Origin of the sequence: Bradyrhizobium sp. S3.12.5, assembly GCF_040548225.1 — a bacterium.
Lineage (GTDB): Bacteria > Pseudomonadota > Alphaproteobacteria > Rhizobiales > Xanthobacteraceae > Bradyrhizobium > Bradyrhizobium cytisi.
Genome location: NZ_JBEPRF010000002.1, coordinates 220501 through 243081, shown reverse-complemented (window position 1 = coordinate 243081; position 22581 = coordinate 220501). Strand labels below are relative to the sequence as shown.

Here is a 22581-nt window from a genome sequence, read left to right as displayed (position 1 = left end):
GAATGTGAATAAGTCCCTGATATCCTTCCCTTTAGGAACGGCGCCGGCAATTGGTCGTTGGCGAGGAACGCAGTATGACGGTATCGTGGCGTAACGGGTGCCGCGCGTGGATGCGCGGCCGGGGGTGTGTTCGATGAGCTTGGCTTTGTTGATCGCAGGGATTTTCGCCGTGGCGGCGGGCCTCCTTGCGGTCGCTTTTGGCTATTCGATCAGGGATTTCAGCCTCGGCAGCACGCTCATAACGAGCGGAACGATTGGCGTCTGCTCCGGAATGTTACTGGTCGGTCTCTACATCGTGCTGCTGGAGCTGCGAGGCATCGCCCGACGGCTGGCCGCGACGGCCGCGCCGTCGGACGTTCGCGTGCGGCCGGTGCTGCCGCCGGGCCTCGCTGCACCAGGCGCGGCTGCGTCCGAGCTGGCTCCGGCGATGCGAGTCGAGCCGCAGCCATCGCCCGCTGCGCCGCCTTGGCAGGCCGAAGCACCGGCGCGCGAGCGACCGCGGGCCGAGGCTCCGGCCGAGCCGGAAGCGCCGCCTACGCCCCCGCCCGCAGCTCAGGAGGCGCCGCGTCGGCGCAACCTGATGTTCGCCTCGAGCTCGCGCAAGGAGCGCGAGCGTGCCGAGGCAAAGGCCACGGAGGAGTCGCCGCCGCAACCACACGCCGAGCCCGCGGAGCCGGCCGTGCCTGAGGCCCCGCCCGCGAGCTTCGACGATGCCTGGCCGAAGGCCGACCGTGCGCGGCCGCCTGAACCGCCCGCGCCGCGTCGCCCATCGCCGCCGCGCCCGGCGTCGACCTTCGAGCCTGCTGCTCCTCAGCCCGCCGCACCTCCGCCCGCACCCGAGCCGCCGCCGGCCGAACAGGCGCCGGTCACGGTGCTCAAATCCGGTATCGTCGACGGCATGGCCTATTCGCTTTATTCGGACGGCTCGATCGAAGCGCAGATGCCGGAGGGCATGATGCGCTTCGCCTCGATCGACGAGCTGCGCGCCCATCTCGACCAGCGCGGCTGAAGCTTCGCCGGGTTCAAGTAAAGTCTCGCAACTGCTGTCGCGAGATCAGTAATCGGTTCACATTCTCCAGTCGTCGTATTTCGGCCAAAGGTATTGTTGACAGAGAATACTTCACCGCCGCCAATGAAGCCGCGACGGAATCGGATTGGAGAGGTCGAGCCCATGTCGGATGTTGGGGCTAAAAATTTCATCGAGCTGACGGCGAACATCGTCTCGGCCTATGTCAGCAACAACCCGACGCCGGCCGCCGAGATTCCGAGCCTGATCAGCCAGGTGCATGGCGCGTTGACGCGGGTGTCGTCGGGCCGCGTCGAAGCGCCGCTCGAGCCGGCAAAGCCTGCCGTCTCGTTGAAGAAGTCGATCGCCCCGGACTATCTGGTGTGTCTGGAAGACGGCAAGCGCTTCAAGTCGCTGAAGCGCCATCTGCGCACCCAGTACAACCTGACGCCCGAGCAATATCGCGAGAAATGGAGCCTGCCGGCCGATTATCCCATGGTCGCGCCGAACTACGCGGTTGCGCGTTCGCAACTGGCGAAGAAGATGGGTCTGGGACAGCAACAGCGGAAAAAGGGAAAGTAGCGGCGCCCGGATTTCGCAGGACTCACGACGCGTCCGCGAGCGCCTCTTTCGCGTCGGTCTTGATCCGCTCGACCATCGAGCGCAGGCCGTTGGAGCGCTGCGGCGTCAGGTGGTCGCGGAAGCCGAACTCGTTGAACACGGAAATCGCATCGGTCTCGAGGATCTCCTGCGGCGTGCGGCCGGAATAGAGCGCGAGCACGATCGCCACCAGCCCGCGCACGATATGCGCGTCGCTGTCGCCGCGGTACTTCAGGATCGGCGCGCCATTGCCGCGATCGACCAGCTTCTGGAGCCAGACCTGGCTGACGCAGCCATTCACCTTGTTCTCGGCCGAGTGTTCCGCCTCGGGCATCGGTTCCAGGGTGCGGCCGAGCTCGATGACGTACCGGTAACGGTCATCCCAGTCTTCGAGGAGCTCGAAATTGTCCCTGATCTCGTCAATCGCAGTCATTGATGGCCCGTGGTTCCCGCCTCCCGACAATATAGGGACGGGCGCTGCCGAAATCGATAGGATTTGGGCCCTAATTCGCCGTCTCCGGACCGCGCCAGTCCAGCGCGAGATCGTCCTGGGTCAGCGTGTCGCGCGGCGCTTCGGTGGCGGCGGCATCGCCTTCACCGGCGACCGTGATCGAGCCGGTGTGGTCGGCCGCCTTCTTGTCGGCTTTCTCATTCTTCTCGTTGGTGATCTGCTCCTTCTTGTCGTTGATGATCTGATAGATCTTCTTCGCGCCGTCCTGCGCCCGCTGACCGATGATGGTCGCGGCCTGTCCGCCGACCTCGCAGGCCGCTGGCTGGCGTTTGCAGAACTGGGTCATGTCGGAGACGGCCGCGGTCGCAGCCTGCACCGCGTCGGCAGCGCCGATCTGCGGCAGCTTGTCCGATCCGGGCGTCTTGTCCCGCGGCAGGAGCACCAGCACCAGCCCGAGCCAGAATGTGATGCGGAGCAGAAAGCGCATCTTGCGAACCTGTACGTTAGATCCCCGCCGCGGCGATTCCCGCAGAACGCACCGGACCTAGCAACTCTCGATAAATCGCAAGTGATTGCCTTCCGCTTAATTCGCAGAAAATTTACGCAAAAATCTTCGCGGTTGCAGGTCTCGTAAATTTTCGATTGATGCCTGCGCCCGTGGTGTTCCGGACCGGCGCATCCACCAATTCGAAACCATGAAACGGACGGCGAAACCCTGTGTTCACCATCCCCGATGATGACATCGCCAAATCGCTTAAAAATGTCCGCGATGACGCGGTGTCAGGCCGCAGGCCGGATCGCCTTAGCACTCGTTTAAGGTCGCTCTGACACGTTGGCTCAACGATAAGGAGGCGTTCCGGCACGTCTTCAAGGACGATTGAGCCGAAGCGCGAGACCCGTGACAGTTTTGAGTATCATCCGCGATTGTCTCGATGCGCTGCTGCATCCCTCCGCGCGTTACGATGCGCTGACGCGTGCGCGCCATCGGGCCTTCATGGCGCCGCGGCTTCTCGGAAGCCTGGCCGCCTTCGCGGCATTTCCGGTCTATCTCGTCCTGCGTGGCGCGCCGAGCGCGATCGAGGTCGCGGCTTTCGCGTGGCTGATCGCGCCGATCCTGCTGTCCTGGTTCCTGTCGCGCACCGGCCGCTATGAAGGCGCCCACGTGCTGTCGTCGCTTGCGCTCGCCGGCCTGATCATGGCGATCGCCGCCACGACCGGCGGCATCGAATCGTTCGCCGCGGTCTGGCTGGTCGTGGTTCCGCTCGAAGCCGCGCTGTCGGCCTCGCGCCGCGTCGCGGCCTTTGCCTCGTTGCTCGCGCTGTCCTGCGCGGGCCTGTTGATCCTGCTCGGCCAGCTCGGCTGGCTGCCGCTCGAACATGCCGGTGCTACCGAGCGCGGCGTGATGATGGCGTTTGGCGTCGCCTCCGCAACGCTCTATGCCGCCGGCCTCGCCTTCGGCGCCGAATCGCTCGCGCGCACCAGCGTCGCCTTGCTGTCGCGTGAGGAGGAGCGCTATCGCCTGCTCGCGCGCAACATGAGCGACGTGATCTCGCGGCATCAGCGCAACGGCGCGGTGCAGTTCATCTCACAGGCCGCGGAGGCCATGCTCGGCATGCCGGTCGCGCAACTGCTCGGCCATGGCCTGTTCGACCGCGTCCATGTCGCCGATCGCCCGGCCTATCTCACCGCACTCTCGGATGCCGCGCGCGGCGACGTGCGCAGCGTCGAATTCCGGCTGCGGCGGGAGCCCACCGGTTCGGAGCGCAGCCAGATCGATTTCATCTGGGTCGAGATGCGCTGCCGGCCGCTCGATCGGGATCCGGGCCGTGATCTCACGCGCGAGGCTGAAGTCGTCGGCGTGATGCGCGATGTCACCGATCGCAAGCTGTCCGAGCAAGCGCTCGATCAGGCCCGCGACGCGGCGGAAGCCGCCGACGCCGCCAAGACGCGCTTCCTCGCCACCATGAGCCACGAGCTGCGCACGCCCCTCAACGCCATCATCGGCTTCTCCGAGATGATCGCGCAGGAGCAGACCCTGATGCTGGGCGCCCCCCAGCGCAAGGAATACGCAGAGCTGATAAACGCTTCCGGCAAGCACCTGCTGTCGGTCGTCAACGGCATCCTCGACATGTCGAAGATGGAATCGGGCAATTTCGAGATTGCGTCGGAGCCGTTCGCGCCGCGCGCGGCGCTGATGCATTGCTGCAACCTGCTCGCGCTGAAGGCGCGGGAGAACGGCGTCGATCTCATCACCGATGCGCCGCAGGATCTGCCCGTCATGACCGGCGATCCGCGCGCCTTCAAGCAGATCGTGCTCAATCTCGTCGCCAATGCCGTCAAGTTCACGGAGCGCGGCGGCCAGGTCGCGGTGTCTGCGGCGGCATCCGCCTCGCAGCTCACGCTGTGCATCAGCGACACGGGGGTCGGCATCGCGCCCGACGATCTCAAGCGCGTCGGCGCGCCGTTCTTCCAATGCGGCAAGACCTATCAGCGCCGTCACGAGGGCACCGGTCTCGGCCTTTCCATCGTGAAGAGCCTCGTGGCGTTGCATCTCGGCGAATTGACGGTACAAAGCAGGCTCGGCGAGGGCACCGCCGTCACGGTCAAGCTGCCGCTGGTCTATACGCCGCCGCAAGCAAAGGCTTCTGATAAAAGACCCGCGGAGAGCAAGATCGCGACGCTGACGCCGGTGCTGCGCCAGGAGACCCAAGACCGACCTCAGGACCAACCTGCTCGGGTGAAGAAAAGTGCCTAGAAAATCTGCTGCAAAGGACGAAGCCGCTCCGCGCCGCCGTGGCGCCAAGGCGGCTGTCGTGGATGTCGAGACCGAGCGCAATCTCGTGATGCGCGTGCTCTTGCACAGCCCCAAGGACACGCTGGCCGGCCTCGTCGCCGTCGCCACCATCAGCGCCATCGTTGCGAACGCGCTGTTCCTGCAGACCGGCCGGCATCCGGCGCCGATGTTCGGCACCGTGATCAATCTTCCCGCGCCGTCGTCCATGTCGCTGTCCAATCCCATGCCGCGTCCGCGTCCCGTCGGTGCGGATACGTCGCCGCTCGAGCCCAAAGCGACCGAGTTTCGCGTCGAGCCGAAACCGGCCGAGAAGGCGCCCGAGAAGCCCGCCGAAACGACGGCCTCGACGCCGCGCGCGAGCGATCCCATGACCAATCTGGTCATCAAGGCCACGACACCCACGCCGGCACCGTCTGCGGTGGCCGTCGCGCGGCCACCGGCGCCGGTCCCGATGCAGCAAAGCCCGGCGTCGCGTCGCATCGCCGGCGTGCAGCGCGCGCTGTCCGAATACGGCTACGGGAATTTGAAGATCACGGGCACGATGAGCGGCGAGACCCAGTCGGCGATCCAGACCTTCGAGCGCCAGCACAAGATGCCCGTCACCGGCCAGGTGTCGGACCGCCTGCTGCGCGAGCTTGCCGCCGCAATCGGCCACCCCGTCGAATAGTCGTCGTTGTATCGCGAAGCCTGAAGACTGGTGCTGATTGCAGCACTGGCCTATCGTGCGCTCATGCGTTTGAAATCGAATATCTGGGTCTCAGCCTACTTGCGCCGGTGCCAGACCGAGGGCGTGTTCGGCGCCGTGCGCCATCGTGGTGCGGAGGAAGCGGGGGCAGTGTTCGTCAAGGTGTCGCTGCTCGACGGCAATGCGATGCTCTACGTGCCGGCGCCGCAGACCTCTTATGACGACGGTCGACCGGTCGATCGCTTCTTCGTGCCCGCCGCGCCGCAGCCGATGCCGGAGCAGTCGGTCGAAGAACGCCTGACCAAGGAACTCCGCTTCGACCCGGATGCCTGGATCGTCGAGACCGAAGACCGCGCGGGGCGGCATTTCCTGGAGCTGGCGAAGACCTGACCTCGGCCACCGTCATTGCGAGCGCAGCGAAGCAATCCAGAATCTTTCGGCGGAGGCAGTCTGGATTGCTTCGCTGCGGCGCTCGCAATGACGAGCGTGGGGCGTGATCAGCGCTCCGACGACCCGCCATTGCCCGTGCGCACCGCCGGGCTCGAGCCGGGCTGCACGCCCGGCCGCGACTGGCCGGACGTGCCACGCGCGCGCTGGCGTTCGCTGTCGTGCAGCGACGGCTGATATTTGGCGCGCGTGACGGCGAGTGTCGAGCCGCGCCACGCGGCGAGCATCACCAGTGCGGCGCGATCGCTGAGGCGGTCGTAGAGCCGGGACAGCCGGTAGACCGCATCCACCGAGTTGCCGATCTCCGGCTTGAAGAACAAGAGGATGCGCTGGAAGTTCGGGCTCGGCATGTCGAGCGCGCGCGCGGCGATTGCGAGCGCCTCGCCGCCGGCATCGTCGACGATCTCTGCTGCGACGCGCGAGGGCAGGATCAGGCTGTCGCCGAGCTCCAAGGTGAAGTTCTCGACGTCGCGCGCGATCGCCGCCATCTCCAGGATCTGGATTGCGCGCTTGGCGCGCACTGTTGGAATTCGCGGCGCGGCCTTCAGCGGGGTCTGCGCCAGATTGTGCAGGATCAGCGCACGCTGGCTCGCATCGGCGCCGAAGAACATGTCGTGGATCTCGGCGGCTTCCTTCGGCTGCATCGCCATGCTGGCGGCCATGCGCTGCTCGGCGTCGGTCGGCGTGCGGGCAGGCGAGGGGACGGGCGCAGCACGCGGGATTTCGCGCGCGAGCGGCACCCGGCGGCCTTCCTGCGCTGCGACCAGCCCGAGCTTCTGCAGCACCGGGACCGGCGTCTGCGGATAGATCGCAAGCCGCGCCTTGACGGCGGCGCGCGTCGCGTCGTCGACCTGATCGATCAGCCGCGTGGCGAGCTCGATGAATTGCCGCTGCTCGTCCTCGCTGTGGGTGGGCGCCTGGACATAGAGGTCGGTCAGCACCCGCAGCAACGTTGGACGAACATCGACGCCCTCGCGGCGGGAGAGTGTCATCAGCCCGTCGAATCCGGGAAACAGCGACTTGGTCATGGAGGGTACGCAACTTGGAAAAAACCGTTGCCTCAGCCTATCAGGGGGTCCTTTAAAGGCTCGTTAAGGAAAACGAGGCGTGAAGCAAACCCGCCCGTTTCAATGGTTCTCGTCTCGCAGCGGGACGATCTGGGCCGGTCCGTGCGGTTACGGTCCAGAGGCCATGTTTACATCCCGTTAACCATAAACTGATCCTAATGCCCCCATGTTGCATGGTCGCGTTCTGTCGCGCGGCAATCGAGAGAGCTGACATGGGGACCATCATCGAATTTCCGGCCGGTCGCCGGGTGGGCTCGTCGGGGGACGTCACACCGCGCGCGGACATGGGGACGATTCTGATCCTTCCCGTCGTCCGTATCGAGCGCGATGCGGACGCAACCAACGGCGATCGCGGGCCGGAAGCGGGCACAGCGCCGGGGCGCCGTCGTCGTCGCCGCTAAGGCCGGCCTTTGCCATGCCGGCATCCATCCGCCAGATCCGCACCATTGTAACGGCCATCCTGCTCTTATCTGTGGGCGCGACGCTCGCCGCCTGCAGCGGCGGCGATTTCGGCCGCACCCGTGCCGACATGCGCAGCGACGACATGCATCGCTGGCTCGGCACCGAGGTCACCTCCAGCCTCGGCCTGAAACCGTCGCAATTCCAGCTCACCGACGAGGAGCGCCAGCTTCGCGATCTCGCCTATCCCATGATCGAGCCGCCGCTCTCGCGGCCGGCCTGGAAAAGCGTGTTCGGCGACTACAAGGCGCTGCCGTCGCCGTGGCGGCAGAAGATCGTGTTCGACCGCACCATGTATGGCCGCACGCTGATCGACGAGCCGCACCGCTCGCATTCCTCACGCTATGCGCAGTTGATGGAAGACGTGCGCAACGACATTACCCGCTTCGAGCCGTTCTTCGGCTGTGCCATCCGCGTCATCGATCTCGACAAGAAGCGTGAGGCCACCATGGCGCGGGTCTCGGCGCTTTCGCCGCAGGAAAAGGCCGACGCCGTCGAACGCATGCAGGAGAACTCGCTGATCATCCAGTGGGTGCAGCTATCGCTCGAGCAGCGCGTCTCGTCCTATCGCTTTGCGCTGGAGCGGCTGGTGATCCAGGCCCCCGACGGCATGGCTGCGGATGCCGATCGCCTGATCGGCGAGCTCGCCGCCCAGACCACCAATCCGCCGGTTGCGGCACAGCCGGCTTACGGCCGCGCGGTCGTCTCGAAGGGCTGACGGCGGATCGCCGCGCCTACGGACGCATCCGGTTGCGTTCCCATCAGCACGAGCCGCGATCCCGGGCCGCCGCGACGGCGGCCAAATCATGCAACCACGGCGAGGATCACGTCCAGATGCCACCAGGACGGAGCCCCGGGACCTTGTGTTGGCCGCCGCCTACGCCGTTCAGCACATAGTCGGACCGCCCCGATTGGCGCTTGTTCTCCCAAGCCAGATCGATAGGATTGCGCCGTTATACCAAGTCATTTTACACGAAGGTCTTTTGGGATGAGCACCAATTCCAGGATGCCGTCTGACGCCCGTCGAAATTCCAGCCCTCTGCGAAAGTTGCTGGCCCTTGCCATCCTGCTCGGATCGACCGGCTCCGCCGCTGCCCTGACCAAGGAGGCGGCGCTCGAGAACTGCCGGATGACCGTCGGCACGCCGATCGTGCATGCTTGCATGCAGGCCCAGGGAGGTCGCAAGGCCGGTGCCGATGTCGAGGGGTGCCGCGCCAAGGCTAAACCGCAGGTCCACGCCTGCGTGCTCGCCGCCCTTAACGCCGCGAACGGACGCGCCAATGTCGCCGTCGCGCTTCCGACGGAGGTCGCGCCGAAGCTTGCGCCGGGAACGGCCTTGCCGAGGGACTTTGTCGCGCCGCCGCGCAACATTTCCGACATCACGGCGATTCTCGACGGCGAGAAGCCAGACGAGAAGATGATTGCCGAACTAAAGTCGGATGCCAATGCCGCGCCGACGGGCAAGGAGTCCCGCGAAGACCTCGCGCAATTCTACTTCGATCGCGCCAATGCCCGCTCGCAGCTCGGCCGCCTCGCCGAGGCCACTGCCGATGCCAACAAGGCGGTGGAGACGGGACGCGGCGCCGTCAGCGCGAACATGCTGGGGCGGATGATGCAGCTTCAGTCGCTACAATATGCCCTGGCCGGCGATCCCAAGCGCGCGCTCGAAATCATCCAGCGGCTGCTGCGCGAGTCGGCCGGCGTGCCCGGCGCCAAGGGATTTCAGTTCAACGCCAACCGCTCGATTGCAGCCATCCTGATCCAGATGGGCGACATCCCGCAGGCCGAAGCCTATTTGCGCCGCAGCCTGACCGGGATCCAGGAAGCGCGCACCAGTGGATTGCCGGGCTGGCGCGCCTCCTATGCCAAGTTCGGCCAGAACTGGGAGGGCGAGATCGAGATTTCGCGCGGCCAGATCTTCGAGGCGCGCGGCCAGTTTGCCGAAGCCGAGGCCGCTTATCGCACCGCAGAGGTGCGCAAGCGTGCCGGCCACAAGGGGGTTCTGGACTCGGACAATCCACCTGCCGAGACCATTCTGTTGCAGGCGGTCGACACTACCATCCTGAATCAGGCGCGCATGAAGGCGCGGCAGGGCAGGCTCGCCGAAGCCGAGGTCGATGCGCGCCGGGCGCTGTTGTCGCGCCTGAAGGACACCGGCAAGTACAATCCGGTGACGCCGCGCTTCGTGATGGGATTGGCCGGAATCCTGGTCGACCAGGGACGTTACGACGAAGCCGAGCAGCTCGGCCGCGTCTCGCTTGAGATCAACAAGGCGGTGGGCGTGCCGGACGACTCGCAGTCGACCGTGCAGCTGCTGTTGCAGGTCGCCGGCATCCTGAATCTGCAGCGCAAGAATGCCGAGGCCAACGACATGTTTGCGCGGATCGACAAGGCGGTCGCCAATTGGGATCCGCAGCGCCGCCAGGTCATCGAGCTCAATCCGGCGCGCATTCTCGCGCTCTACAATTCCGGCCAGCTCGACGCCGGCATCGCCGCCGCCGAGCAACTGGTCAAGAAGCAGATCGGGCGGGTCGGCGAGAACCATTTCGATGCGGCGTCGGCGCGCGGCACGCTGGCGATCGGATTGATGCGCGCGCGGCGCGATGCCGACGCGATTCGGGAGTTCAAGGCCGCCATTCCGATCATGATGGCGAACGCAAACGAGAACGCCGACGACGAGAACACGACCGTCGTGGCCGCGCGCGGCCAGCGGCTCCAGACCATCGTCGAGAGCTACCTCCTGCTGCTCGCGCGGGCCGAAGGCACCGGCAGCGGCGTCGGCGAGGAGACGTTCGGTCTGGCCGATGCGATCCGCGGCCGCTCCGTGCAGCAGGCGCTGGCCGCCTCCAGCGCGCGTGCGGCGGCGAAGGATCCGGCGCTGGCCGAGCTCGTGCGCAAGGAGCAGGACCTCACCAAGCAGGTCAACGCCCAGCTCGGCACGCTCACCAACATCCTCGCCATTCCTTCGGCGGAACGCGACGAGAAGGGCGCGCAGCAGATCCAGGCCTCGATCGTCGCCTTGCGCGGTGCACGCGACAAGGCGCGCCAGGAGATCAAGCAGAAGTTTCCGACCTATGCCGATCTGGTCTCGCCGAAGCCGCCGGCCGTCGCCGAAATCCGTGCGACGCTGGCCGACAACGAGGCCATGCTGTCGTTCTATTTCGGTCAGAACGGCAGCTTCGTCTGGGCCGTGCCGAAGGCGGGGCCGGTGGCGTTCGCGGCCGTCAAGGCCGGCATCGGCGACGTCGAGACCAAGATTCGCAAGCTGCGCGAGGCGCTCGAGCCGCAAGCCGCGATGATCTCGGATATTCCGCCGTTCGACCTCAAGCTCGGTTACGAGCTCTATGAGCTGCTGCTTAAGCCCGTTGAGAGTGGATGGAAGCCCGCGAAGAACCTGATCGTCGTCACCAATGGCGCCCTCGGCTTGTTGCCGCTCTCGCTGCTGCCGACGGCACCCGCCGAGGTGACGCAAGACGAAGACCCGTTGTTCGTCGGCTACCGCAACGTGCCATGGTTGGCTCGTACCCACGCTGTGTCGACGGTACCGTCAGCCGCGGCGTTGCGCACGCTGCGGCAGTTGCCGCCCGGCAAGCCCGGCCGCGGGGATCTCGTGGCGTTTGGCGATCCCTATTTCAACAAGGATCAGCAGGCCGAGGCGGAGAGCGATCAAACCAAAGTTCAGCTCGCCGACGCGGGTGGCAACGTCACGCGCGGCATGCCGCTGAAGCGTCGTAACAGCCCGAAGCTCGACGGTGTCGATAGTGCCGAGCTCGGATTGCTGCCCCGGCTGCCAGATACTGCCGACGAGCTGAAATCGATCGCGCTGGCCCTGCAGGCAGACCCCTCGAAGGTGCTGTTCCTCGGCAAGAATGCGACCGAGAGCGCCGTGAAGACGATGGACCTCTCCGGCTTCAGGATTCTCGCATTTGCCACGCACGGTCTTGTTCCGGGCGAGCTCAACGGCTTGACGCAGCCGGCGCTCGCATTGTCATCGCCAACGGTGACGGGCGAAAGCGGAGACGGCCTCCTGACCATGGAGGAGATTCTCGGCCTCAAGCTCGACGCCGACTGGGTCATCCTGTCGGCCTGCAACACCGGTGCCGGTGCCGGCGCCGGCGCGGAGGCCGCATCCGGACTTGGTCGCGCGTTCTTCTACGCGGGTACGCGCGCGCTGCTGGTGACGAACTGGTCGGTGCATTCGCAATCCGCGCGGCAACTCGTGACCGATCTGTTCAAGCGGCAGGCCGACGATCCCAAATTGTCGCGGAGCGAGGCGTTGCGTGAAGCGATGATGGCTCTCGTCGATGGACCCGGCTATCTCAACGGCGAAGGCGAGTTCGCCTATGCGCATCCGCTGTTCTGGGCACCTTACACGATCATTGGCGATGGCGGCGTGCGCTGACGGCAAGTGAAGAGGGTTGGAACTGAGATGAAACGGAATATCTTGCCGGCGCTGATCGCCGCAGGTCTCCTGTTTTCGGGAGCGGCGAGAGCGGCAACACAATTGATCACCGAAGAGGAAGCGAAGCTGCCGCCCCCAAAGGGTGCAGTCGCGACCGACCGGCGCGGCATCTTGCGCGGGCCGAAGGTCGAATTTGTTTCGCCGAGCGATTCGGTCAGCTCGCCCGTGCACCTGGTCTTGAAGTTCGAGTCCTTTGGCGGAGCCAGGATCGATCCGGATTCGGTCAAGGTGATGTTTCTGCGGACGCCGAACGTCGATCTGACGGCGCGCGTCAAACCGTTTGTCGAGGCCAGCGGCATCAACATACAGGATGCCGAATTGCCGGCGGGCGAATACATGGTTCGCGTCGACATCAAGGACAGCGATGGACGGCCCGGCACGAGCATCTTCACCTTGAAGGTAGCGCCCAAATGAGGTGTCGTTGAGGTGAAATGTCCCTATTGCCAATCCGGAAATCTGGAGGGCGCCCTGATCTGCGCGTCGTGCGGGCGTGACGTCGCCGTTCCCGCGACGCTGATCGCCGAGCGCGACGATCTCTTGCGCAAGCGGGACGCCCTGCGTGCCGAATTGAGGCAGGCCAGAGAGGAGATGGAAGCGATCATGCAGCGCAGGAAGTCGCGCTAGCCATGGAATGTCCATTCTGCGCCGAGACGATCAAGGACGAGGCCATCGCGTGCAAGCACTGTTCGCGCGACCTGCGCGTCGTGCGGCCGACGCTTGTCGAGATCGAGGAGATCGTTGCCGAGCTCGACAAGCTCAGGCGCGATCTCGATCGGGTCAACATCCGGCTTGAACGACAGAGAAATCCGCTGCGATATTTCGGAACGCACGCGGTTCTCTACGTCGTTATTCCGTCGATGCTGCTGACGGTCACGCATTTTCTCGTGACGATCACGTTCAATCTCTCGCCGATCCCGCTCCGGATAGCGTCGATCATCGTCCCGCTTCTGTTCGGGCTCCTCGCATATCCCCTGCACAGGGTTTCCGCACTCGGCGCGTTCGTGCTGGCGTTCCTGGCTGCGACCATCAGCATCCTCGCGATGCTGACGGTCACCGGCATCCACGACGGCGTTCCGATCCTGCCGGCGGTGTGGGTCGAATGGCGCGAAGTGTTCGAATACGGTGCGAGCATCCTTCTCGCTTTCGTTTCCGGAAACATCCTGGGGGTCGTGATCTTCCAGGTCTTGCCGCGCGTGCTCAGCCAGGGAGGCAAACCGAACGCATTTGCCTTCAGGATGGCGCGTCTGCTCGGGCAGCATGTCGGTGAGGAGCAGCTCCGCCGCCGCGCCCGCCTGATTCAGGACCTGATGCAGACCGTCGGCCCGCTCGCAGGCGTCGCCGCAACGGCCGTCGGCTCGATCTATGCCGGTCTGAAGGGCTTGCTTGGATAGCTTGTTGTCAGTCGCCGAGGGCGGGATCCTCGCGCGATCAACGTCCGCGGCCGGCAGTCTTGCGCGCAGCGGGGCGAGGCTCGCTCCGATTGGGCTTGACCCGCTGCTTCCGAAGCTTCCCGACGAAATCCTTCAACGCATCCGCCAGCGGCACTGACGCGCGATAGGCGAGCCCGACCTCGCGCCTGACCTTCACCTCGATCTCCCGGATGGCGACGTCAGGATGGCCCTTGGCGACGCCCTCCGGGACGATGGCGATGCCGATGCCGGCCGCGACCAGCGCCATCGCCCAATCCTCCGATTGCGCGATCGCCGCGGAAGGGCGCCGTTGCGCGGTGCGACCGAAGAACGCGCTCCGCTCGCAATGGCAGCGGTCGATCATGGGGAATTCGGCGAGGTCGGCGGCGCGGAGCCGCTCCTTCAGCGTCAGCGGATGCGACGGCGGCAGCGCCGCGACATAGCGCTCGCTCCAGAGCGGGACGAAATGCTCGTCATCTCCAAGCATGATCTTCGCGATAATCCTTGCATCCGCGCGCTCGTCGTGGCCGACGAGTCGGAGCGCGATGTCGCTGCGTGACGTCAGCGGCTTCAGCAGCGCGATGGTCCGGGGCACGTCGAGCGTGCGCATCAGGCCGAGCGTCAGATTGGTCCTGGTGCTGGGTTTGCGGAACAGGCTGCGCGCGGCCTCGGCCTCGTCGATGATGCGGCGGGCCAGCGCATGAAACTGCTCGGCCGAGGCGGTCGGCGCCACCCCCTTCTTGTGCCGGATGAAGAGCGTGGTGCCGAGCTCGGCCTCCAGATTGGTGATCGCGGTCGAGATCGACGGCTGCGACACGAAGCAGGTGCGCGCGGCGGCCGTCAGGTTGCGTTCACGGTAGACGGCGGCGAAGTAGCGGAGCTCGCGAATGTCCATAGTCCAAGCCTATATATAATATCAATATTCGATATTTTACCTATGGATAGGATAATGACAAGAACGCCCTGTTTACAACAGGCGAGCGTCATCCATGAAAATCCATCATCTCAACACCGGCACGATGTGTCCCATGGGCCGGCGGCTGGTGAACGGCACCGGCGGCCTGTTCCAGCGCGCCCGCATGGTCTGCCATTGCCTGCTGATCGAGACCCGTGACGGCCTCGCTCTGGTCGATACCGGCATCGGGCTCGGCGATATCGCCACGCCCGAAAGGCTCGGGAAACGCTGGCTGCGGCAGACCGCGCCAAAGCTCGATCCGGCGGAGACGGCCGTGCAGCAGGTGAAAGCGCTCGGCTATTCGCCTGCCGACGTGCGCCACGTGCTGCTGACGCATCTCGACCGCGACCACGCCGGCGGCGTGCCCGACTTTCCCCATGCCGCGATCCACGTTCATCGCGCCGAATACGACATGGCGGTGCTGCGAAAGCCCGCGCCGCCCGAGGGGCGCTATGTCACCGGGCAATGGAGCCACGGGCCGAGCTGGTCTTTCTACGGCGAGGCCGGCGAGGACTGGTTCGGCTTCAAGGGCGTGCGTGCGCTCGGCGACCGGGAAGCGGACATCCTGATGATTCCGCTCGCCGGCCACACGCTCGGCCATTGCGGCATCGCGGTTCGCAGCGGTGACAAATGGCTGCTGCATGCCGGCGACAGCTATTTCCATCACGCCCAGCTCGACGCCTCGCCGCGCGCGCCGCTGGTGCTCCGCTATTTCCAGCGCCGCGTCGACATGGACCGCAACGCCCGCATTGCCAATCAGGCCCGGCTGCGCGAGCTGAAGCTCAGCCACGGCAGCCGCGTGACGATTTTCAACAGCCATGATCCCGTGGATTACGAGACCTGCCGGTGCGGCGCGCATTGACCAGCGTAGTCTTCCAGAGGCGAACCTTGCAGTGCAGCGGCGCCAAGGTTTTGAAACGCAGATCGGACTTCGGACCGCCGGGCCGCAGCTATCGCGCTTCGACCACCTCGCCGTCCTCTTTCACGAAGCGGCCGACAGGATTGCTCAGAAGATCGACAACGGCCTCCGAAGGCCGGCACAAGCGCGTACCCTTTGGCGTCACCACGATCGGACGGTTGATCAGGATGGGATGCGCGAGCATCTGATCGATCAGCTCGTCATCGGACCATTTGGGATCGGTGAGGCCGAGCTCCTTATAAGGAGTGCCCTTTTCGCGCAGCAATGCGCGGACGGATATTCCCATCGCGGCGATCAGTTGCTTGAGCGTTTCGCGTGCCGGCGGCGTCTTCAGATATTCGATGACGACGGGCTCCACGCCGCTCTGCCGGATCATCGCCAGCGTGTTGCGCGAGGTGCCGCAATCGGGGTTGTGATAGATCGTGACGCTCATTGCAGGGGTTCCGTGATCGGGAGAGGGGCCGGCGCGCGCGAATGTCCGAGCAGCCAGTTCATCAACAGCAGGCCGGCGAACGCTCCGCAGAGTTCCGCGAGGATGAATCCGGGCAGGTCAGCGGGACGAATGCCCGAGAATGTGTTGGTCAGCGACCGCGCGATGGCTACCGCAGGATTGGCAAACGACGTGGAGGCCGTGAACCAATAGGCGGCGGTGATGTAAAGGCCGACCAGCCAGGGGACCGCCGTCCGCTGAAAGCGGATGCCGGCGAGGATCGTCGCGACCAGCCCGAACGCGGCGACGGCTTCGGCAAACCATTGCGGCCCTCCGGTTCGAACCTTGGTCGAGAGATCGAGCAGGGGCAGTCCGAACATCAGATGCGCCGCCATCGTCCCTGCGATGCCGCCGGCGATCTGCGCAATCACGTAAAGAGCGGCCTCATTCACCGGCAGCTCGCGCTTGCCGGCAAACACGAGCGTAACCGCCGGATTTAAATGCGCGCCGGAGATCGGACCGAGCACCGTGATCAGGACGACCAGAATGGCACCGGTCGGCAAGGTGTTGCAGAGAAGCGCAAGCGCGACGTCCTTGGTCAGCGTCTCCGCCATGATGCCGGAGCCGACCACTGTGGCGACGAGAATGCCGGTGCCGAGCGCTTCGGCCGCAAGGCGCCGCGAGCGATCGAAATTGTCCATCAGCTGGCCTTCGGCGTTGGGTGGAGCACGCCTTCGAAGGCATCGATCAACCTCTGGTCAGGCACGGACTTTCCCCTTTCGCTTTGGAGAGCAGCAGGCTTGCAGGCTTTCGACGACCGGCTCGCAAACCTCCGGCCGACCGCCGCAGCAATCGCGCAGCAGGAAAACCGCGACATCGCGGAATTCGGCGAGGTTGGCGCGGTAGACGATCGACCGGCTGTGCCGCTCTGATGTCACGAGGCCGGCGCGCGTCAGGATCGAGAGATGGGCCGACAACGTGTTCGGCGGCACTTCGAGCAGGCGTGCGAGGTCGCCGGCCGCAAGGCCATCGGGCTCGTGCCCGACCAGCGCCCGGAACGCCTCCAGGCGGGTCGATTGCGCCAGCGCGGCGAGCGCGAGGACGGCTTCTTCTGATTCCATATATCCAGACTTATGGAATTATTGGCGAAGCGTCAATCCGGAAATCTCTTTGGTCGTGTCGAGGCGGGTTGCGGTTGTTCATGAAGCAGGTTCCTCCGGGCCAGGCGACCGGTTCGCTTGCTGTCGCTACCGGGCTCGGCACCACGCAAACCACGGCAAATCTGGCGCAATCGTGATGAATCGACGATTTGCACGGCTGCTGCTGACGTGCGAAAAGGGAACATGGGTCCCCTGAAGACATTCAAGTGGCTGATCGCGCTTTCGGTGGCGGCGGGACTTATGGTCGCGCCCTTGTCATTGCCCGCCGTCGCTGCACCGCAGGCGGCAGCTGCTTCCGACAACATGCAGGCGATGTCGACCGACATGCCCTGCTGCCCCGACCAGCAGAAGAGCACGGACTGTCAGGACTGCCCGCTCGTGGCAATGTGCATTCTGAAGACAGCGCAGGCTGGACCGTCCATGGCCGCCGCCCTCCCGCTGCGGTACGCCGTCCGTACCGCCCATCTCGTCACGGATGACGTGCTTGGTGACGGCCTCGACCGTCCGCCTCCCGAGCAGCCACCTCGAACCCTGGCCTGAGCGGCGCCTTGGCGCCGACATCTGTGCGCTTGCGCGCGCGGATGACGCACGCCGCCTCGGCGGCGGATTCCAGGACATCGAGGACACAGACAAAATGAAGACGTTTAGCTTCGCGCGCGCCGTCCGGGCGGCGTTGATCGCTGCCGCCATCGGCGGCACCAGCACAGCCGCATTGGCCGACATCAAGGACTACAAGTTCGAGCTCGTCGATCAGTCGGTTCAGGCCGGGCCCGACAAGGTCATCACCGTCAGGCTTGTGAACACCAAGACCGGCAAGCCGGTACCGGATGCCGTGATCTTCGCCAGCCGCTTGGACATGGCTCCGGACGGCATGCAGGAGATGGCGACCAAGGTCACGACCATGCCGGGGACGGAGCCCGGCACCTACCGCTTCAAGGCGACGTTGGGCATGGCGGGACGCTGGCAGCTTTCTCTGGGCGCCAAGATCCAGGGCGAGACCGGCAGCGTCGAGAACAAGCTCGTCATCACGGCGCAGAAATGACCCGCGCCCTCACTGCAAGCCTGGCCGCCGCGTTGATCGCGGCGGCGGGCATCGCATTCGTCGTCGGCCCGCAGCGGCCGGCGGCGCGAGCGGTCGCCGTGATCGGCCCGGCTGCGGCCGAAGAGAGCGGCGCGCCGATCTATTACCAGGATCCGGACGGCAAGGCATCGTATTCGCTTGTGCCGAGAAAGACGCCGGACGGCCGGGACTACCGGCCTGTGCCGGCTGGCGCCGACATCAGCTTCGACGATGAGCAGGCGGCAGCCCCGCCGCCGGCGGCAACCGCCGGCGGCGAGCGCAAGATCAAGTACTACCGCAATCCCATGGGCCTGCCGGACACCTCGCCGACGCCGAAGAAGGATTCCATGGGGATGGATTACATCCCCGTCTATGAAGGCGAGGACAGCGAGGACGGCTTCGTCAAGCTGTCGCCCGGCAAGATCCAGCGGACCGGAGTCAAGTCGGAGCCCGCAGCGAGACGGGTGATCCGGACCATCGTGAAGGCTCCGGGCACCATCGCCCTCGACGAGCGGCGGATTTCCGTGATCGCCATGCGCTCGGAGAGCTTCATCCTCAAGGTCGCAGACGTGACGACCGGATCGCATGTGGTCAAGGGCCAGCCTTTGATGGAGGTCTACAGCCCGTCGGTTTCCTCGGCGGCGGCCGAGTACCTCGCGACGATCACCTCGAAGACGACGGCGGGCGACGTCCAGTACGGACGCGGCTCCCGGCAGCGGCTGATGAACCTGGACGTGCCGGAGAGCGCCATTGCCGCCATCGAGAACAGCCGAACTGTGCCGACCTCGATCGCGTGGACTTCGCCGCGCGACGGCATCGTGCTGGAGCGCAATGCGATCGAGGGCATGCGCGTGCAGCCTGGAGGGGTCCTGTTCCGGATCGCCGACCATTCGATGGTATGGGCCCTGATCGACGTCGCCGAACGCGACCTCGGCATGATCGCCAAGGGTCAGCCCGTCACGGTGAAGGCGCGGAGCTTTCCGGGCCGCGAGTTCGCTGGAAAGGTCCAGGTGATCTATCCCGAGATCAACAAGGAGACCCGGACCGCGCGCGTGCGGATCGAGCTGCAAAATCCGGACCTGATCCTGCTGCACGACATGTACGTCGACGCCAGGATCGACACCGGCAGCGGTGAGGCCGCTCTCACGGTGCCCGAGAGCGCCGTGATGGACACGGGCAGCCGGCAGGCCGTTTTCGTCGATAGGGGGCAGGGTCGGCTGGAGCCGCGCGAGGTCAAGCTCGGCAATCGTGGCGGCGGCTTCGTGGAGGTCCGGGACGGCCTTGCGGAGGGCGACGCCGTGGTGGTCTCGGCGAACTTTCTGATCGATGCCGAAAGCAACCTGAAGGCCGCACTGAAGGGCTTCGCGGAGGGAGCGCAGCAATGATCGCCCGCCTCATCGGCTGGTCCGCCCGCAACCTGCTGCTGGTGCTGTTCGGGACCGGCTTCGCCGCCGCTGCAGGGCTCTATGCGCTTCTGCATCTGCCGCTCGATGCGATCCCGGATCTCTCGGACACCCAGGTCATCGTGTACACGGAGTACCCCGGCCAGGCGCCGCAGGTGATCGAGGACCAGGTCACCTATCCGCTGACGACGGCCATGCTGACCGTGCCGAAATCGAAAGTTGTCCGCGGCTTCTCGTTCTTCGGCGTCTCCTTTGTCTACGCCATCTTCGAGGACGGCACCGACATCTACTGGGCGCGCTCGCGCGTGCTGGAATTCCTCAACGGCGCGAGCGCACGCCTGCCGGCCGGCGTGACACCCACGATCGGTCCCGACGCGACCGGCGTCGGCTGGGTCTACCAGTACGCCGTCATGTCCAAGGAGCTGAACCTCGCCGACACGCGCACGATCCAGGACTGGAATCTGAAGTTCGCCCTCGCCAAGGCCGAGGGCGTCGCGGAAGTCGCCAGCGTCGGCGGCTTCGTCAAGCAGTACAACGTGATCCTCGATCCGCAGCGGATGCGCGACCGCGGCATCACCATGCAGAAGATGCGCGATGCCATCCGCGCCAGCAACGCCGACGTGGGCGGCCGGACGGTCGAACTGTCGGAGTTCGAGTACGTCATCCGCGGCAAGGGCTACATCAAGTCGATCAACGACCTCGGCGACATCGTGCTGAAGACGAGCAACGGCACGCCCGTGCTGCTGCGCGACGTCGCACGGGTCGAGCTCGGCCCCGACGAACGGCGAGGCATCGCCGAGCTGAACGGCGAGGGCGAGGTCGCCAGCGGCATCGTGCTGCAGCGCTTCGGTCTCAACGCGCTGGAGGTCATCCAGAACGTCAAGAAGCGCTTCCAGGAGATCGCCTCGAGCCTCCCGAAGTCCGTCGAGATCGTGCCGGTCTACGACCGCTCCAACCTGATCTACGCGGCCATCGATACCCTCAAGCACACGCTGTTCGAGGAAAGCGTCGTGGTCGCGCTGGTCTGCATCGTATTTCTGCTGCACGTCCGCAGCGCGTTGGTCGCCATCCTGATGCTGCCGGTCGGCGTCTTGATGGCGTTCGGCGCCATGAAGCTGCTGGGCCTCGGCTCCAACATCATGAGCCTCGGAGGGATCGCGATCGCGATCGGCGCCATGGTGGACGCGGCCATCGTCATGATCGAGAACGCGCACAAGCATCTCGAACGCGCCGAACCGGGCAAATCCCGGATCGACATCCTGATTGCTGCTGCTTCAGAGGTCGGCCCGGCGCTGTTCTTCAGCCTGCTGATCATCACCGTCTCGTTCATGCCGATCTTCACGCTGGAATCGCAGGAAGGCCGGCTGTTCAGCCCGCTGGCGTTCACCAAGACGTTCTCGATGGCGGCCGCCGCGCTGCTGTCAGTGACGCTGGTGCCGGCGCTGATGGTGATCTTCGTGCGCGGGCGGATCGTTCCGGAGCACAGCAACCCGATCAACCGGTTCCTGATCTGGATCTACCGACCAATCATCAAGGGCGTGATGCGGGCAAAGATTCTGGTGATCGTGCTCGCGCTGGCCGCCCTCGCGGCGAGCATCTGGCCCGCGCGCCAACTCGGCACGGAGTTCATGCCGAACCTCAACGAAGGCACGCTGCTCTACATGCCGACCACGCTGCCGGGCATCTCCGTGACGAAGGCGGGCGAGCTGATGCAGGCCCAGGACCGGATCATCCGGTCGTTTCCGGAAGTCGCCTCGGTCTACGGCAAGGCGGGACGCGCCGCGACCGCCACCGATCCGGCCCCGTCCGAGATGTTCGAGACAATCGTCAACCTCAAGCCGAAGCAAGAGTGGCGCCCCGGCATGACCGTCGACGGTCTCATCGCCGAGATGGACAAGGCGCTGCAGTTTCCTGGTGTCTCGAACGCCTGGACCATGCCTATCAAGGCGCGCATCGACATGTTGTCGACCGGCATCAGGACTCCGATCGGCGTCAAGGTCATCGGCACCGACCTGGTCGAGATCGACAAGCTCGCAAAGCAGATCGAGCAGGTCCTCAAGGCGGTGCCGGGCACCTCTTCGGCGTATGCCGAGCGCGGCATCGGTGGCTACTATCTGGAGGTCACGCCGGACCGGACCGCGATGGCTCGCTACGGCATCATGATTCAAGACGTGCAGGATACGATCGCCACCGCGCTCGGCGGACAGACAGTGACGACGACGGTCGAAGGCCGGCAGCGCTTCACGGTCAACATGCGCTATCCGCGCGATCTGCGCGACAACCCACAGGCCATCGCCAACGACGTGCTGGTGCCGATGCCCGCCGGCGGTGCTGTGCCGCTAGGCGAGGTCGCGAAGGTCGCGCCGGCGCGCGGGCCGACCTCGATCCGGACCGAGAACGGCCAGCTCGCGACCTACATCTACGTCGACATCCGTGACCGCGACCTCGGCGGCTACGTCGCCGATGCGAAAGCTGCCGTGCAAGCCAGCATCCGCTTCCCAGCCGGATACTACGTCATGTGGAGCGGCCAGTACGAATATCTGGAGCGGGCCACCGCGCGGCTGAAGATCGTTGTTCCAGTCACGCTGCTCATCATCTTCCTGCTGCTGTACCTGAACTTCCGATCTATGACCGAGACGATGATCGTCATGCTCTCGCTCCCGTTCGCGCTGGTCGGCGGGCTGTGGCTGATGTGGTGGCTGGGATTCAACTTGTCAGTGGCGGTTGCCGTAGGCTTCATCGCACTCGCCGGCGTCGCCGCCGAGACCGGCGTGGTCATGCTGATCTATCTCAATCAGGCGCTGGCGGAGATCAGGTTCAAGCGCGGCATGGAAGGCCGTGCGCTCACCCGCGGCGACCTCTACGATGCCGTCATGGAAGGCGCGGTGGAGCGCGTACGTCCCAAGATGATGACGGTGGTCGCGATCATGGCGGGGCTGCTGCCGATCATGTGGAGCACCGGGACAGGCTCGGAGATCATGCAGCGCATCGCGGTGCCGATGATCGGCGGCATGATCTCCTCCACGCTGCTGACATTGATCGTGATTCCGGCGATCTTCGGCCTGGTGAAGGGCTTCGGACTGCCGCGCGACGACGGCCGGGCTCCACCGCCGGTCCGCAACCCGATCAAACGTCTCAAACCTGTTCCGGAGCCAGCTGAATGAGGTGAACCATGATGCAAGACATGATGCCGGGGATGATGTGGGCAATGGGACTTCTGTGGCTGCTTGCGATCGTCGTCCTGGTCCTCGCAGCCGCTGCGCTGATCAAGTAT

Annotated in this window: 23 protein-coding genes; 16 read left to right on the top strand and 7 right to left on the bottom strand. The window is 65.3% G+C overall.

Annotation, left to right across the window (positions count from 1 at the left end; all coding sequences use genetic code 11):
- Positions 1-133 precede the first annotated feature (133 nt).
- Both ABIC09_RS03225 and ABIC09_RS03220 read left to right on the top strand, forming a co-directional pair.
- Entirely contained in the window at positions 134-1009 is an 876-nt protein-coding gene (locus ABIC09_RS03225) for a DUF308 domain-containing protein (RefSeq protein WP_354108376.1), read from the top strand.
- Between the two features lie 162 nt (positions 1010-1171).
- Positions 1172-1588, top strand: a complete 417-nt coding sequence (locus ABIC09_RS03220; protein WP_148752031.1) for a Ros/MucR family transcriptional regulator — start codon at positions 1172-1174, stop codon at positions 1586-1588.
- Positions 1589-1610: 22 nt separating this feature from the next.
- Here ABIC09_RS03220 and ABIC09_RS03215 read toward each other — a convergent pair whose 3' ends face one another.
- Positions 1611-2039, bottom strand: a complete 429-nt coding sequence (locus ABIC09_RS03215; RefSeq protein ID WP_354084479.1) for a SufE family protein — start codon at positions 2037-2039, stop codon at positions 1611-1613.
- A gap of 70 nt (positions 2040-2109) precedes the next feature.
- On the bottom strand, positions 2110-2544 hold the full coding sequence (locus ABIC09_RS03210) for a DUF5330 domain-containing protein (RefSeq protein ID WP_148752029.1): 435 nt from the start codon (positions 2542-2544) through the stop codon (positions 2110-2112).
- Between the two features lie 411 nt (positions 2545-2955).
- Here ABIC09_RS03210 and ABIC09_RS03205 point away from each other — a divergent pair, with 411 nt between their 5' ends.
- The 3 genes from ABIC09_RS03205 to ABIC09_RS03195 all read left to right on the top strand — a co-directional run bounded on the left by ABIC09_RS03205 (position 2956) and on the right by ABIC09_RS03195 (position 5926).
- Complete coding sequence (locus tag ABIC09_RS03205) at positions 2956-4812, top strand: PAS domain-containing sensor histidine kinase (RefSeq protein WP_354108375.1); 1857 nt, start codon at positions 2956-2958, stop codon at positions 4810-4812.
- Positions 4805-5518, top strand: coding sequence for a peptidoglycan-binding domain-containing protein (locus tag ABIC09_RS03200; protein ID WP_354108374.1), 714 nt, complete (start codon positions 4805-4807; stop codon positions 5516-5518). Before ABIC09_RS03205 ends, ABIC09_RS03200 begins: the two co-directional genes overlap by 8 nt.
- 63 nt (positions 5519-5581) lie before the next feature.
- Positions 5582-5926 (top strand): DUF1491 family protein, encoded by a 345-nt coding sequence (locus ABIC09_RS03195; RefSeq protein ID WP_148752026.1) that lies wholly within the window; start codon positions 5582-5584, stop codon positions 5924-5926.
- A gap of 107 nt (positions 5927-6033) precedes the next feature.
- Here ABIC09_RS03195 and ABIC09_RS03190 read toward each other — a convergent pair whose 3' ends face one another.
- Positions 6034-7011, bottom strand: a complete 978-nt coding sequence (locus tag ABIC09_RS03190) for a DUF2336 domain-containing protein (RefSeq protein ID WP_354031892.1) — start codon at positions 7009-7011, stop codon at positions 6034-6036.
- Positions 7012-7262: 251 nt separating this feature from the next.
- Here ABIC09_RS03190 and ABIC09_RS03185 point away from each other — a divergent pair, with 251 nt between their 5' ends.
- The 6 genes from ABIC09_RS03185 to ABIC09_RS03160 all read left to right on the top strand — a co-directional run bounded on the left by ABIC09_RS03185 (position 7263) and on the right by ABIC09_RS03160 (position 13362).
- The gene (locus ABIC09_RS03185; RefSeq protein WP_148752024.1) at positions 7263-7451 is read left to right on the top strand and encodes a hypothetical protein; all 189 of its coding nucleotides are present in this window, start codon (positions 7263-7265) and stop codon (positions 7449-7451) included.
- Between the two features lie 14 nt (positions 7452-7465).
- Positions 7466-8227 (top strand): hypothetical protein, encoded by a 762-nt coding sequence (locus ABIC09_RS03180; protein ID WP_354108373.1) that lies wholly within the window; start codon positions 7466-7468, stop codon positions 8225-8227.
- 270 nt (positions 8228-8497) lie between these two features.
- On the top strand, positions 8498-11911 hold the full coding sequence (locus ABIC09_RS03175; protein WP_354108372.1) for a CHAT domain-containing tetratricopeptide repeat protein: 3414 nt from the start codon (positions 8498-8500) through the stop codon (positions 11909-11911).
- A 27-nt stretch (positions 11912-11938) separates the two neighbouring features.
- A complete protein-coding gene (locus tag ABIC09_RS03170; protein ID WP_148752021.1) occupies positions 11939-12385 on the top strand; it encodes a hypothetical protein in 447 nt (148 codons plus the stop codon).
- A 12-nt stretch (positions 12386-12397) separates the two neighbouring features.
- Positions 12398-12595 (top strand): hypothetical protein, encoded by a 198-nt coding sequence (locus tag ABIC09_RS03165; protein WP_148752020.1) that lies wholly within the window; start codon positions 12398-12400, stop codon positions 12593-12595.
- 2 nt (positions 12596-12597) lie between these two features.
- The gene (locus ABIC09_RS03160) at positions 12598-13362 is read left to right on the top strand and encodes a hypothetical protein (protein WP_148752019.1); all 765 of its coding nucleotides are present in this window, start codon (positions 12598-12600) and stop codon (positions 13360-13362) included.
- Positions 13363-13399: 37 nt separating this feature from the next.
- On the opposite strand, the gene ABIC09_RS03155 is transcribed toward ABIC09_RS03160, so the two are convergent.
- The gene (locus ABIC09_RS03155) at positions 13400-14275 is read right to left on the bottom strand and encodes a LysR family transcriptional regulator (protein ID WP_354108371.1); all 876 of its coding nucleotides are present in this window, start codon (positions 14273-14275) and stop codon (positions 13400-13402) included.
- A 94-nt stretch (positions 14276-14369) separates the two neighbouring features.
- Between ABIC09_RS03155 and ABIC09_RS03150 the strand changes: the two genes are divergently transcribed.
- Positions 14370-15197 carry an MBL fold metallo-hydrolase gene (locus tag ABIC09_RS03150; RefSeq protein WP_354108370.1) on the top strand — a complete coding sequence of 276 codons (828 nt, stop codon included), beginning with the start codon at positions 14370-14372 and terminating at the stop codon, positions 15195-15197.
- 88 nt (positions 15198-15285) lie between these two features.
- Here the strand turns inward: ABIC09_RS03150 and arsC are convergent, their stop codons facing one another.
- Genes arsC through ABIC09_RS03135 form a run of 3 tightly spaced genes read right to left on the bottom strand, consistent with a single transcriptional unit; the run spans position 15286 to position 16805 of the window.
- Positions 15286-15687 carry an arsenate reductase (glutaredoxin) gene (arsC, locus tag ABIC09_RS03145; RefSeq protein ID WP_354108369.1) on the bottom strand — a complete coding sequence of 134 codons (402 nt, stop codon included), beginning with the start codon at positions 15685-15687 and terminating at the stop codon, positions 15286-15288.
- Entirely contained in the window at positions 15684-16385 is a 702-nt protein-coding gene (locus ABIC09_RS03140; protein ID WP_354108368.1) for an aquaporin, read from the bottom strand. The genes arsC and ABIC09_RS03140 overlap by 4 nt, the downstream gene beginning before the upstream one ends.
- Before the next feature lie 57 nt (positions 16386-16442).
- Positions 16443-16805: an ArsR/SmtB family transcription factor gene (locus tag ABIC09_RS03135; RefSeq protein WP_148752014.1), complete on the bottom strand. Its 363-nt coding sequence runs from the start codon at positions 16803-16805 to the stop codon at positions 16443-16445.
- Positions 16806-17027: 222 nt separating this feature from the next.
- On the opposite strand from ABIC09_RS03135, the gene ABIC09_RS03130 reads away from it, so the two are divergent.
- From ABIC09_RS03130 to ABIC09_RS03115, 4 genes are all read left to right on the top strand, one after another.
- Complete coding sequence (locus ABIC09_RS03130; RefSeq protein WP_354108367.1) at positions 17028-17384, top strand: hypothetical protein; 357 nt, start codon at positions 17028-17030, stop codon at positions 17382-17384.
- A 94-nt stretch (positions 17385-17478) separates the two neighbouring features.
- Positions 17479-17886, top strand: coding sequence for a FixH family protein (locus tag ABIC09_RS03125; protein WP_354108366.1), 408 nt, complete (start codon positions 17479-17481; stop codon positions 17884-17886).
- Positions 17883-19289 (top strand): efflux RND transporter periplasmic adaptor subunit, encoded by a 1407-nt coding sequence (locus ABIC09_RS03120; RefSeq protein ID WP_354108365.1) that lies wholly within the window; start codon positions 17883-17885, stop codon positions 19287-19289. Before ABIC09_RS03125 ends, ABIC09_RS03120 begins: the two co-directional genes overlap by 4 nt.
- Positions 19286-22471 (top strand): efflux RND transporter permease subunit, encoded by a 3186-nt coding sequence (locus ABIC09_RS03115; protein ID WP_354108364.1) that lies wholly within the window; start codon positions 19286-19288, stop codon positions 22469-22471. The genes ABIC09_RS03120 and ABIC09_RS03115 overlap by 4 nt, the downstream gene beginning before the upstream one ends.
- The last annotated feature ends 110 nt before the right edge of the window (positions 22472-22581 follow it).

Excerpts from the sequence above, each read along its gene's own strand:
- ABIC09_RS03225 (WP_354108376.1), top strand. The coding sequence starts at position 134 with ATGAGCTTGGCTTTGTTGATCGCAGGGATTTTCGCCGTGGCGGCGGGC.
- ABIC09_RS03220 (WP_148752031.1), top strand. The coding sequence starts at position 1,172 with ATGTCGGATGTTGGGGCTAAAAATTTCATCGAGCTGACGGCGAACATC.
- ABIC09_RS03215 (WP_354084479.1), bottom strand. The coding sequence starts at position 2,039 with ATGACTGCGATTGACGAGATCAGGGACAATTTCGAGCTCCTCGAAGAC.
- ABIC09_RS03210 (WP_148752029.1), bottom strand. The coding sequence starts at position 2,544 with ATGCGCTTTCTGCTCCGCATCACATTCTGGCTCGGGCTGGTGCTGGTG.
- ABIC09_RS03195 (WP_148752026.1), top strand. The coding sequence starts at position 5,582 with ATGCGTTTGAAATCGAATATCTGGGTCTCAGCCTACTTGCGCCGGTGC.
- ABIC09_RS03190 (WP_354031892.1), bottom strand. The coding sequence starts at position 7,011 with ATGACCAAGTCGCTGTTTCCCGGATTCGACGGGCTGATGACACTCTCC.
- ABIC09_RS03185 (WP_148752024.1), top strand. The coding sequence starts at position 7,263 with ATGGGGACCATCATCGAATTTCCGGCCGGTCGCCGGGTGGGCTCGTCG.
- ABIC09_RS03180 (WP_354108373.1), top strand. The coding sequence starts at position 7,466 with ATGCCGGCATCCATCCGCCAGATCCGCACCATTGTAACGGCCATCCTG.
- ABIC09_RS03175 (WP_354108372.1), top strand. The coding sequence starts at position 8,498 with ATGAGCACCAATTCCAGGATGCCGTCTGACGCCCGTCGAAATTCCAGC.
- ABIC09_RS03170 (WP_148752021.1), top strand. The coding sequence starts at position 11,939 with ATGAAACGGAATATCTTGCCGGCGCTGATCGCCGCAGGTCTCCTGTTT.
- ABIC09_RS03160 (WP_148752019.1), top strand. The coding sequence starts at position 12,598 with ATGGAATGTCCATTCTGCGCCGAGACGATCAAGGACGAGGCCATCGCG.
- ABIC09_RS03155 (WP_354108371.1), bottom strand. The coding sequence starts at position 14,275 with ATGGACATTCGCGAGCTCCGCTACTTCGCCGCCGTCTACCGTGAACGC.
- ABIC09_RS03150 (WP_354108370.1), top strand. The coding sequence starts at position 14,370 with ATGAAAATCCATCATCTCAACACCGGCACGATGTGTCCCATGGGCCGG.
- arsC (WP_354108369.1), bottom strand. The coding sequence starts at position 15,687 with ATGAGCGTCACGATCTATCACAACCCCGATTGCGGCACCTCGCGCAAC.
- ABIC09_RS03140 (WP_354108368.1), bottom strand. The coding sequence starts at position 16,385 with ATGGACAATTTCGATCGCTCGCGGCGCCTTGCGGCCGAAGCGCTCGGC.
- ABIC09_RS03135 (WP_148752014.1), bottom strand. The coding sequence starts at position 16,805 with ATGGAATCAGAAGAAGCCGTCCTCGCGCTCGCCGCGCTGGCGCAATCG.
- ABIC09_RS03130 (WP_354108367.1), top strand. The coding sequence starts at position 17,028 with ATGGGTCCCCTGAAGACATTCAAGTGGCTGATCGCGCTTTCGGTGGCG.
- ABIC09_RS03125 (WP_354108366.1), top strand. The coding sequence starts at position 17,479 with ATGAAGACGTTTAGCTTCGCGCGCGCCGTCCGGGCGGCGTTGATCGCT.
- ABIC09_RS03120 (WP_354108365.1), top strand. The coding sequence starts at position 17,883 with ATGACCCGCGCCCTCACTGCAAGCCTGGCCGCCGCGTTGATCGCGGCG.
- ABIC09_RS03115 (WP_354108364.1), top strand. The coding sequence starts at position 19,286 with ATGATCGCCCGCCTCATCGGCTGGTCCGCCCGCAACCTGCTGCTGGTG.